The 10,677-nt window shown below is 69.2% G+C and carries 10 protein-coding genes; 5 read left to right on the top strand and 5 right to left on the bottom strand.

Translation table 11 applies throughout. The annotated features are described in order from the left end of the window. Positions 1–196: 196 nt before the first annotated feature. From QH276_RS07600 to QH276_RS07580, 5 genes are all read right to left on the bottom strand, one after another. Positions 197–1,213, bottom strand: a complete 1,017-nt coding sequence (locus QH276_RS07600; protein ID WP_280402071.1) for a DMT family transporter — start codon at positions 1,211–1,213, stop codon at positions 197–199. Positions 1,214–1,439: 226 nt separating this feature from the next. Then, positions 1,440–2,900, bottom strand: a complete 1,461-nt coding sequence (locus QH276_RS07595) for an MFS transporter (protein ID WP_280402072.1) — start codon at positions 2,898–2,900, stop codon at positions 1,440–1,442. 107 nt (positions 2,901–3,007) lie between these two features. After that, positions 3,008–4,861 carry a putative bifunctional diguanylate cyclase/phosphodiesterase gene (locus QH276_RS07590; protein WP_280402073.1) on the bottom strand — a complete coding sequence of 618 codons (1,854 nt, stop codon included), beginning with the start codon at positions 4,859–4,861 and terminating at the stop codon, positions 3,008–3,010. 84 nt (positions 4,862–4,945) lie between these two features. Next, positions 4,946–6,208, bottom strand: coding sequence for a serine--tRNA ligase (serS, locus tag QH276_RS07585; RefSeq protein ID WP_280402074.1), 1,263 nt, complete (start codon positions 6,206–6,208; stop codon positions 4,946–4,948). A gap of 34 nt (positions 6,209–6,242) precedes the next feature. Next, positions 6,243–6,365: a hypothetical protein gene (locus QH276_RS07580; RefSeq protein ID WP_280402075.1), complete on the bottom strand. Its 123-nt coding sequence runs from the start codon at positions 6,363–6,365 to the stop codon at positions 6,243–6,245. An 11-nt stretch (positions 6,366–6,376) separates the two neighbouring features. Between QH276_RS07580 and QH276_RS07575 the strand changes: the two genes are divergently transcribed. The 5 genes from QH276_RS07575 to QH276_RS07555 all read left to right on the top strand — a co-directional run bounded on the left by QH276_RS07575 (position 6,377) and on the right by QH276_RS07555 (position 10,614). Then, entirely contained in the window at positions 6,377–7,654 is a 1,278-nt protein-coding gene (locus tag QH276_RS07575) for a septum formation family protein (RefSeq protein WP_280402076.1), read from the top strand. Positions 7,655–7,668: 14 nt separating this feature from the next. Then, a complete protein-coding gene (locus QH276_RS07570; RefSeq protein WP_280402077.1) occupies positions 7,669–8,019 on the top strand; it encodes a metallopeptidase family protein in 351 nt (116 codons plus the stop codon). Between the two features lie 175 nt (positions 8,020–8,194). After that, complete coding sequence (locus QH276_RS07565) at positions 8,195–8,527, top strand: PE family protein (protein WP_280402078.1); 333 nt, start codon at positions 8,195–8,197, stop codon at positions 8,525–8,527. A gap of 99 nt (positions 8,528–8,626) precedes the next feature. Further along, entirely contained in the window at positions 8,627–9,787 is a 1,161-nt protein-coding gene (locus tag QH276_RS07560) for a PPE domain-containing protein (protein ID WP_280402079.1), read from the top strand. After that, a complete protein-coding gene (locus tag QH276_RS07555) occupies positions 9,784–10,614 on the top strand; it encodes an ESX secretion-associated protein EspG (RefSeq protein ID WP_280402080.1) in 831 nt (276 codons plus the stop codon). The genes QH276_RS07560 and QH276_RS07555 overlap by 4 nt, the downstream gene beginning before the upstream one ends. Positions 10,615–10,677: the final 63 nt, after the last annotated feature.

The following is a 10,677-nucleotide window of genomic DNA, read 5'->3' as shown; positions in this document are numbered from 1 at the left end:
CCTCTCGCCCCCCCCCCCACCGTCCGCCTGGGGGGGGGTGTGGTGCGGGGGCCCCCCCCCCCCCCCCGCGTTGGGGGGGGCCCCGTTGGGGCCCCCGCAGCTCGGCCCCGGAAGACCCAGCGGGCCGCAGCACCGGAAGGTACCGCGTCCGGCAGACGACCACCGGCGGCGCGGATCCACCCCGAGTTCCGCATCCTTACGTTCTGCCGTCCGGGCCGGTCATCTCCCGGGACTGCGACCGTTCAGCTCGAATGTCCCCTGTGGGTCGACCAGGCTGCAAGGTCGCGACAACCACGGCCACCAGGGTCAGCCCGCAGCCCAGCAGTTTCGCCGGTGACAGCGCCGCACCGGCCGGGAGGAGCCAGTCGAGCAGCACCGAGGTCGTGAGCTGGCCCGCCACGGTGCTGAGACCCATCAGCAACACCCCCACCCACCGCACGACCAGCACTCCGGCCGCGATGAACAGCACCCCGATCGCGCCACCCACATACAGCCAGGGTTCCCGGGGCAAGGCGGCGGGCGGCCCGGCCCGCACCAGGACCAGCGCTTCGATGACCAGCAGGCCCAGCAGGCCGATTCCGAAGTTGATCACGGTGGCGGCGAACGGACTCCCCGACGTACCGACCCGGCCGTTCCACGCCTGCTGCCATGCGAGCCCGATGCCCGCCAGCACCGGGAGAACGAGCAGCACCGGCCCGGCGGTGGCGCCGAGCCAGGACGCCGTCGCGGCCCCCTCGGTCCCGGCCCCGCCGGATGCGGCCAGGAGCACCGCACCCACCGCCAGGGCGGCCCCGCCGAGCCGGGCGGCGGTCACCGGGGTGCGGCCCTGCGGTCCGATGCCCAGCCGATCCACGACCAGACTGCTCACCAACTGGCCCGATACCGCGCCCACGGTGAAGGCGGTGACACCCACGGCGGCCACGGTCAGCGACTGGCTCGCCACGAACAGTGCCCCGCACAGCCCGCCGAGCAACTGCCAGGGTCGCAGTTCATGCGCGGCCAGCGCGCCACGCACCCCGCGCAAACCCTCCCGCAGCCGCGCGCTCAGCGCCACCGCGATCAGCAACAGGACGAATCCACTTCCGAAACTCACCACCGCCGCGGCGACACCGTCGGCCAGGCGTGCCCCGAGTTCACCGTTGATCCGGCCCTGTACGGCGACCCCGGCCCCGATCAGCAACCCCAGCCCGAGACCCCAGCGCCGCACCACCATGACCGGAACCCTACCGACGCTGTCCCGGCCCACCGACCGGTCGTCGCCCGCGCCGCCGGGCGGTCACGAACATCCGCTATCGAACTCCCCTCCTGCCGCCACGGCGGGTATCCGCTGGTCACCGTCGCCGGACCGAGCACTCGAGGTACCGCCTGGCTTCGGTGGCGATGCACCCGTGATCGGGCCGATACCCTCCGGCGGGCGGTACCGGTGGTCCGGCCGGCGGTCACTCGTGCTCGGTTTTCGATGATCGTTCGTTCTCCTGCGGCTCGGTGGCGTGTGCTCCCGGCTGTCGCGGTAACCAACTCCCGGAGAGCACGGCGATCGCGACGAGGGCGATACCCAGCAGCGCGAGGGTCGACGACATCGGCAACCACAGGGTCATCAGACCCACGAACCCGAACACGGCCAGCGAGATCACTTCCTCCGAAAGCCCGGCCACCGACATCACGGTGGCCCGTGCGGGCCCGGTGATCGCATCCTGCAACCGCGCTTCGGCGATGATGGCGGTGTTGTAGACGATGCCGTAGGAAACGGCCAGCGCCACGAAACCGGCGACGGCCAGAACATAGGTCGCCCCCGGCCGGTGCGCTGCCCCGCCGGCGATCAAGGCACCCGCTGCGAAGAGAACAGCCGCCGCGCAGAGTGCGCGGGCCATGGTGCGCGCCGACATCGCTTCGGTGCGCCCGGCGAGCAGTGAACCGAGCAGCGAACCGACGACGGTCACGCCCACCAGAATCGGCACCACCGCGGTGGTGGCACCGGCTTCCCCGGCCAGCAACCCGAAATACTCGTCGAAGGCGGTGATCCCGTAGAGCAGCGCGAGTAGCACCACCCCGCGCCGGACCATCCGGATCCGGACCGCTTCGGTAACACCTGTCCGCAGCATGTGCAGGTACCGCCGGATAGATCCGGAACCGCTGGTGGCGGGGTCCGCGGTCGCCGGTCGCGGACTCGGAGTGAGCACCGCCGGATCCGCCGCACCTCGATGCGTTACGCCGGCCCGGACCGCCGCGGTTTCGCCCGCCTCGGCAATGGCTTTTTCAGCGGCTTCGGCGACCTCGGGTTCTTCGGCTTCCTCGAGTTCGGCGACCTCGGCCGCCGATACCGACCGCGGCGCGGCGGGCAGGCTGCTAGCCAGCGCCGTGTGCACGATCGCGCAGCCGACACTGGCCCAGCCGACGAGTTCGTAACCGCCCCACAGATACAGCGGGGTCGCGGCGAGAATCGCGAGCACCGCGCTCAGCTCGCTCGCCGAGCGGGTATAGCCGATCACCCGAGCGTAGGCACGGGATTCGCCCAGCACGGTGAGCTCGTCGTACAGCAGCGCCTCGAAGGTCCCCGAACGCAGCGCACCCGCCACGCCCCACAGGACGAACCCCAGGGCGAACCCGAGGAGTGAGGGCGCCAGGGTCCACAGTCCGAAACCTGCGGCCATCAGGAGGCCGTTGAGGATCAGCAGCCCACGCCGCGACACCGTATCGGCCCAGGCACCGGAAGGGACTTCACAGACGAAAGCCGTGATCGACCAGATCGCGAGCAGCAGCGAAATCTGCCCCGGGCCGAACCCGTGGTCAGCGAAGAGCAGCGCGTACAGCGCGTAATACGGAACCAGGTCCCCGGTCGCGGCGAACAATATCGCGCGCACTGTCAGCGCGCGCAGCCCGGCCCGGCGCCCGGAGCTCACCCGCCGGTGTCAACAGTGGTAAATGACCAAACGCATGCGATCAGCATCCGCGTCGCACGCCCACGGGTCAAGACCTTTTACGCCTCACGCAGACCGGCGGGCGTGGTTCAGAGCGGAATCCAGCCGTTCTCGGCTTCCGTCCCGGCCCCGAGCGCGCGGGCGTTCGCGGTACCCAGGCCCCGGTTCATATCGCTGATCAGATCGGCCACCGGATGTGAATCGCTGTAGTGGTATCCCTGGGCGAGCGCGAAACCCAGTTCGGTGAGCACGGCCGCCTGATGTTCGGTTTCCACACCTTCGGCGATGACCTGGAGGTCCAGCGATTTGCTCAGCGCCGCGATCACCCCGAGCAGCGGCGGCGCGGGGGAATCGGACCGGATGGCGGCCACGAAGGACTGGTCGACCTTGATGATGTCGCTGGGGAGCGTGGCCAACCGGCTGAGCGAGGAGTAGCCGGTACCGAAATCGTCGATGGCGATTCGTACGCCCCGGTCGCGCAAGGTGTGCAGATTGGCGATCGCGGTATCGGATTCAGCGGCCAATTCGGTTTCGGTGACCTCGAGCACCAGCTGGTCGGCGGGCCAGCCGGTGCTCTCCAGAATCCCCGCGACCTTGTCCGCGTAACCGGATTCGGCCAGTTCCAGCCCGCTGACGTTCACATTCAGGGTAAGCTCCAGCGCGGCGAAAGTTTCCTGCAGCTGGGCGGCATCCGCGCAGGCGCGGCGCAGCACCAGTTCGTCGAGATCGGCGATGAGGTCGTATTCCTCGGCCACCCGGATCAAGCCCTCGGTGGTGACGTCCGGTTGCGCACTCGACGACCAGCGCAGCAGCGCCTCGACTCCGACCGCCTTCTCGCCACCGTCACTGAGACTGACGATCGGCTGGTAATGCACATCGAGAGTGCCGTTGTCGATGGCCTCGCGCAGTTCCACCGCCAGCGGTGTGCGATGCCCGGATTCCAGGACCGTCCGGTTCCGCCCCGCCTGCTTGGCCCGGTACAGGCCCACATCGGCCCGGCTGACCAGCAGCGAGGCCGATTCCCCCGGCTGCCAGGAGGTCACCCCGGCCGAACAGCCGGTACTCACGGCGGCCCGCAACTGCTCGGTGAGCAGGATGGCCGCCTGTTCGGTGGTGCCGGGCAGCAGCGCCGCGAAGACATCGCCGCCGTAGCGGGCCAGCCGCTGCCCCGGGCCCAGCAGACCGGCCCAGGTATCGGCGACCTTCTGCAGCACCGCGTCGCCGGCACGATGACCGAGATGATCGTTGACCTTCTGGAAGCGATCCAGATCGACCAGCACCAGGGCCAGCGCCTGACCGGAACGGTCGGCCTGTTCGATCGCGGTGTTGAGGGCCCGGTCGAAACCGCGCCGGTTCAGCAGGCCGGTGAGCGTATCGATATCGGCCTCCGACGCCATCCGGGTCAGGATGCCCACCACCACGCCGACGCCGAAGGTGATGCCCGCGGGGATCACCCCGGACCACCACGGCAGCCCGGCCCGTGTCGGCAGCACCCACAGGCACAGCGCCATACACAGGGCGATATGCGCCGCGGCCCGCGACCAGGCGAAGAACAGCGCGGCATCGCAGGCGACGAAGACGTAGAACGACGCCAGGGTGATCGCCGCGACCGTATTCGGGAACGAATGCACGGCGATGGTGACCAGGATGGTGGCCACCACCACGTAGCCGTGGTGCAGCCAGTGCGGCATCCGCGGACCCCAGCCGAGCAGGCTTATCCCCAGCAACAGCGCCACCGCCGCGGCCGAGCCGACCAGGACCCGGTTGCCCTCGTCGCCCGGGTACAGCACCCGCGTGGGCGCGATGGCGGTCACGAGCAGACCCAGTATCCCGCCCATGACATAGAACGCCCCGGTGGTCCGGGACATGACCATGGCCGTCGCCACACCCGACGCGGCCCGTACCCGCGTCCGGGTATCGCCGCGAGACCCGCTTCCTCGCACGATGAACAGCCTAAACAACCGAAACCCGGCGCGCTGACCCAACCGGGTATTCCGGGTACCCCGATCGGGTGCGCGGCGAACCTGTCAGGCCGGGGGAGTCAGCAGATCGGTACCCACGAACGGCACCAGAGCAGCGGGCACCCGCACCGAACCGTCGGCCTGCTGGTGGTTCTCGAGCAGCGCGACCAGCCATCGCGTGGTCGCCAGTGTCCCGTTCAGCGTCGCTGCGATCTGCGGTTTCCCGTTCTCGTCGCGGTAGCGGACCGATAACCGCCGCGCCTGGAAGGTGGTGCAGTTGGAGGTGGAGGTGAGCTCGCGGTAGGTCTGCTGGCTCGGCACCCATGCCTCGCAGTCGAATTTGCGGGCGGCCGAACTACCCAGATCGCCCGCCGCGACATCGATGATCCGGTACGGCACGTCGAGGGCGGCGAGCATATCGCGCTCCCAGGCCAGCAGCCGCTGATGTTCGGCGTCGGCGTCCTCCGGCCGGCAGTAGACGAACATCTCGACCTTGTCGAACTGGTGCACCCGGATGATGCCGCGGGTGTCCTTGCCGTAGCTGCCCGCCTCTCGCCGGAAACACGACGACCAGCCCGCGTACCGTTTCGGCCCCGCACCGAGGTCCAGGATTTCGTCGGCGTGGTATCCGGCCAGCGGGACCTCGGAGGTCCCGACCAGGTACAGGTCGTCCTCCTCGAGGTGGTACACCTCGGCCGAATGCTGACCCAGGAACCCGGTTCCGGCCATGATCTCCGGTCGCACCAGCACCGGCGGGATCATCATGGTGAACCCGTTGGCCACCGCGCGTTGCGCGGCCAGCTGCAAAAGCCCCAGTTGCAGCAGCGCGCCGTAGCCGGTGAGGAAGTAGAACCGCGAGCCGGACACCTTGGCCCCGCGTTCCATATCGAGCAAGCCCAGTGATTCACCGAGGTCCAGGTGATCGCGGGGAGTGAAATCGAATTCGGGCACCGTCCCGACGGTCTCGAGCAGCACGTAATCGTCCTCACCGCCCGCCGGTGCGCCCTCCTGGACGATATTGGAGATCGCCCGGTGCGCCTCCTGCAATTCGGCCTCGGCGGCATGCTGCGCGGTTTCGGCCTCTTTGACCTTGACCGACATCTCCTGGGCCTGCGCCAGCAGCGCCGGGCGTTCCTCCTTGCTCGCCTTGCCGACCTGCTTGCCCATGGCCTTGTGCTCGGCCCGCAATTTATCGGCGGTCGCGATCGCGGACCGGCGCGCGCTATCGGCGGTGAGCAGCGCGTCGACGAGTGCCGGGTCCTCGCCCCGGGCTCGCTGCGAGGCGCGGACCAGCTCGGGATCATCGCGCAGGAGTCGGAGGTCGATCATGGCTGACCAGCGTAATGGGCGTGGATTTCCGCGCTCAACCGAGTATCGCCACGACCGGCCGCGCCCGGAGTTCTCGCGCCGCGCGAACGAGTTCCCAGCACAATTCGGCCATACCGATCGGCCGGGTTCGTGGCATGTTCGGGTCGGGCGCTGCCATGATGGACCGCGATGTCCTCCGAAAAAGAGCCTGCACACCGCCCCGGCCTCCGCGGCGGCCAATCGTTGCGCTCGCGTACCGCCCGCGCGGGCCGTGGTCGCAAGACCGATGTCGCGCGGGCGAGGTCCGCCGGTCCGGCATCCCCGGAGACGCCGGACCCGTTCGGCCCGCCGGAGCACCGCCCCTCCGCCGTTCGTTCCCCGCGCCGTCCGAACCGGGCGGGCGCGGGCGGTTCGCGGCGGCCGGGTAAGGGCAAACCCACACGGATCCCGGCGCCGCGGTTGCGCTGGAGCCTGCTCGCGGTGGCCGTCGGGGCGATCGTCGCGGCACTGCTCACCCTCATGGTCAGCGGTTTCGACAACGATTCCAATCTGCAGGCGCGTACCCCGGGCGGCGCGGTGGCCAAGGCCGACAAGGTGTTCGCCTCGGTGTCCACGGGCGACTGCCTGACCTGGACCAAACCGGATCATTCCGATCTGGTGGAACTCGATTGCGCCGAGGAGCATCTATTCGAGGTCACCGACACCATCGATCTGAGCCAGTACCCCGGTGCGGAGTTCGGGCCCGACGCGGTGTGGCCGGATTCGCTGCGGCTCACCGAACTCCGCGAGGAGCACTGTGTGCCGGCGGCCCAGCGATACCTGAACGGGAAACTCGATCCGCGTGGCAAGTACGCGGTGGGCTTGATGTACCCGAGCAACGACGGCTGGACCAATTCCGGTGATCGCATGCTGCGCTGCGGCCTGCAGGTGCCGGGGCTCAGCGGGAATCCGCTGCCCGCTACCGGCCGGGTCGCCGAAAGCGACCAGTCCAAGGTGTACGAACCGGGTGTCTGCCTCGGGATCAGCCAGAACCTGCCGACCGACCCGGTCGACTGCACCCAGGAACACGCGGTGGAGATCGCCGCCACGGTGGACCTGTCGGCGAAGTTCCCCGGCGGCCCGCCGGGCAAAGACGAGCAGGATCAGTTCCTGGAAGCGGAATGCGGCCGGATGACCAACGACTATCTCGGCGGCCCGCACGTACTCCGGGACAAAACACTGACGGTGTTCTTCGATTTCATCGATGCGCGCAGTTGGCTCGCCGGTAGCCGGAAACTGAACTGCATGATCGGAAAAGGCGCCGATCAGGAAGGTTTCGCCCCCATCGTCGGTCCCGCCCGCGGCCGCGTGCTGATCAACGGCCAGGAGCCGGTGCCGCCGCCCAACTCCGGCCGCTCCACCCCTACCCCGCTGCCCGGCGCGGCGCCGCTGCCCCCGCAGCCGGAACCGCGGCCCGCACCGCGCTGAGACGGAAAACAGCTATGCCGGTCGTCATGTCGGAGTCCCGTTTCGAGGAACTCGTCGGGGATGCGCTGGACCTGATCCCACCCGAGCTGGCACGCGCCATCGACAACGTGGTGGTGCTGATCGAACCGCGTAACCCCGACGATCCGCACCTGCTCGGCCTGTACCACGGGATCGCGCTCACCGAACGCGACAGCCATTACGGCGGTTCACTTCCCGATACCGTGACCATCTACCGAGATGCGCTGCTGGCGGTCTGTGCCGACGAGGAAGAAGTGGTCGAGGAAGTCCGGATCACCGTGATCCACGAAATCGCACACTATTTCGGGATTGACGAAGACCGGCTCCATCAGCTGGGATGGGGTTAAGCTAAGCGAGGTCCACGCGACGCGCCGGCAGGGGATTGCACGGGCACGGCGCCGGGCCGTACCGGAAGAAGTTCGGATTCGATGGAACCGCTCGCGGGGGTATCGCGTCCAATGTACTCGTAGGGGGAATTCTCGTGGTTCCGCCCAAGAGCCGCCACAAGAAGGAGTCGAGGACATGATCGGTAATGTCAACGTCACACCTGAGCTCATCCTTGCCGCCGCGGTCGAATTGGACCTGCTCGCCGACCGTTTGGCCGGCGTCGCCGCGGTCACCGTACCGGCGACCTATGTCGCACCGTCCGGCGCCGACGAGGCATCGATCCACGGCGCGATGCATATGAACAAGGGCGCCGCGACCCACCAGACCTCGCTCGCGCAGGCGGTGCTCGAACTGCATCACACCGCCGCCATCCTGCGCACCCAGCTCGCCGGATACCTCGCCCAGGACGCCGCCTCAGCCGGTGTGCTGGCGCTCACCGGCGCACCGTTCGGCGCGATCAGCGCCTAGCCACACAGTGACCGCCGGCGCGCCGCGACGCGGCGTGCACCACGAGCGCACGGCGCGCCCGCCGCAGCGTATCGACAGCTCACAAGGGGAGAAACAAGCATGACCGCAGGTATCACCGGGGTGTTCTGGCTGCCCAGACTCGCCGAGGGGAACTCGATCGCACTGAACGCGGGATCCCACGCCATACCCATGTCCGCGGCCGCCACCGCCTGGGGCACCCTGACCGGGGCCTGGGTGGATGCCACTGCCACGGTGGTCCGCGTAATGGCGGAGCTCGGTGTCGGTATGCAGAGCGTGAACGGTATCGGCGCGCTCGCCCGGCTCGTCGGGTTCACCGGCTGGGCGGAGCAGCAGGGCGCCATGGCCGCGACCCTGGGTACCAAGGCCGCGTCGCAGGCGACGGCCTACACCGTGGCCTCGATCGCCATGCCGAGCCTGCCGGAAATCGCGGCCGTGAACGCGGCGCGCGTCGCGGCACACAGCACCGGCGGCGTGCTCAACGGCAGCTCCGAAATCGCGGAGGCGGCCAAGGCCGCACTGGATCTGCGGGCCGCCCTCACCATGGAGACCTACGAGGCCGCCATCACGGCCCTCGTGCTGACGCCGGGTGAATTCCTCAACCCGCCACCGATCGCCAACGGTGCCGGTCAGGCGGATCCGGGTCCGGCCGAGGATGCCATGAAGGAAGCCAACGGTGATCCGGTGAAAATGCTGGCCGCGGCAGGTAGCGCACTCGCGCAGAACCCGGGTGTCGCCAGTGCCGTCACCCAGGCGGCGAATGTCGCGGGGTCGGTGGCCGGTACCGGTGTCACCACCGTCGGCAATCTGGGCGCCAACGCGATCGCCGCGGCGACCACCACCTCGGCGCCGGCGTCCGTCGCGCCGCTGGCGCCCGGTGTGGTGACCGGTGCGGTGGTCGCGTCCACCGCCGCCGCGACAACCCGTGCCGGTGGGATGCCCAGCGGTTCGGCACTCGGCCTGAACAACGGCGGCCTCAAAGTGCCCGAGGGCTGGGGCGCGCCCGCGGCCGGGGCGGCGGCGCCCGCGGCCGAGACCGTCGCGGTGAACCGCGGTGAGGCCGCGCCGGTGCGCCCGGCCGCCCCCGCGTCCGGAAGCCCGCTGCTGGGTAACGCCCGCACCGACGGCGAGGACGATCAGGAACACGACGCAGCCGACTACCTGCGCGGCGATCACTTCACCGACGGCCGCTACATTGCCGACGGCGTGATCGGCGCCGAACCCCCACGGTCGGACACGTGACGGTGCTGGGTGCGGGGCGCGGGCCGTCGATGCTCGCCGAGGTGACGTTATCGCTCGACGAAATGCAGTATCTCCTGGAGAAACTGGAGATCGACGAGGTGCCCGTGGTCCTCGATGCGCGGGGACGCTACGACAACCAGGTCGACCACGACGCGGCGATGAACGCCGCCGAGAAGTTGCTCGTCGAACGTGACCTTCTCGACGGCGAACAGATCCATCCGGATCTCGCCGACCGGCTGCGCGGGTTGTACCGCCCGCACTGGGTGGTGGCTCTCCGGCTGTTCGTGGGCGGCCAGGCGAGCCGGATGTGCCTGGCGAAGGGCGACGATATCGTCACCGTCGCCCTTCGCGGGCCCGAGTCCTATGTGATCCATGAAGCCACCGAGGATCTGCCCGGCCCGGTGATCGCGGCACTCGGCGCGGCGCAGCCGCTGGAATTGACCGGGATGCGCGCGCCCACCGAACACCTGGTACCGATTTTCGACGATGTGGGCGATCCGGCCGCCACCGCGGCCCGCCTGGCGAAGGTCGGCAACCCCGCCCGGGACGCGCAGGCCATCGCCTCGGCCATGGCACATTGTGAATCACACGCCGAGATCGTCGGGGTGGTGTACGGGGACGCCAGTCGCGATATCGCCGACGGTCATATCGCCGTATACAACACCGCGGCCGGGCGATTCATCGCCACAGCCAGCGTCGCCGACGACGGGACGAAATGGACCTCCTTCAGTAGCGGTACCGACGCCCGGCTGCGAATCGCCCTGCAGGATCTCATCAATTCGCTGCCCGAACGCTCCGAGTTCCCGCGCAACCCGTCCCTCGCCTGAGGGGCGGGTCGGGCGGGGTCGCGAAATACCAGCGGCCGCACCGGGAACCCGAGGCCCGGCTGA

Origin of the sequence: Nocardia carnea (assembly GCF_029869215.1) — a bacterium.
Taxonomy (GTDB): Bacteria; Actinomycetota; Actinomycetes; order Mycobacteriales; family Mycobacteriaceae; genus Nocardia; species Nocardia carnea_B.
This window is presented reverse-complemented; position numbering and strand designations above follow the sequence as displayed.

What these genes read in the sequence shown, in the direction of transcription:
- QH276_RS07600 (WP_280402071.1), bottom strand. Translation starts at nt 1,213, where the DNA reads ATGGTGGTGCGGCGCTGGGGTCTCGGGCTGGGGTTGCTGATCGGGGCC.
- serS (WP_280402074.1), bottom strand. Translation starts at nt 6,208, where the DNA reads ATGATCGACCTCCGACTCCTGCGCGATGATCCCGAGCTGGTCCGCGCC.
- QH276_RS07580 (WP_280402075.1), bottom strand. Translation starts at nt 6,365, where the DNA reads ATGGCAGCGCCCGACCCGAACATGCCACGAACCCGGCCGATCGGTATG.
- QH276_RS07575 (WP_280402076.1), top strand. Translation starts at nt 6,377, where the DNA reads ATGTCCTCCGAAAAAGAGCCTGCACACCGCCCCGGCCTCCGCGGCGGC.
- QH276_RS07570 (WP_280402077.1), top strand. Translation starts at nt 7,669, where the DNA reads ATGCCGGTCGTCATGTCGGAGTCCCGTTTCGAGGAACTCGTCGGGGAT.
- QH276_RS07565 (WP_280402078.1), top strand. Translation starts at nt 8,195, where the DNA reads ATGATCGGTAATGTCAACGTCACACCTGAGCTCATCCTTGCCGCCGCG.
- QH276_RS07560 (WP_280402079.1), top strand. Translation starts at nt 8,627, where the DNA reads ATGACCGCAGGTATCACCGGGGTGTTCTGGCTGCCCAGACTCGCCGAG.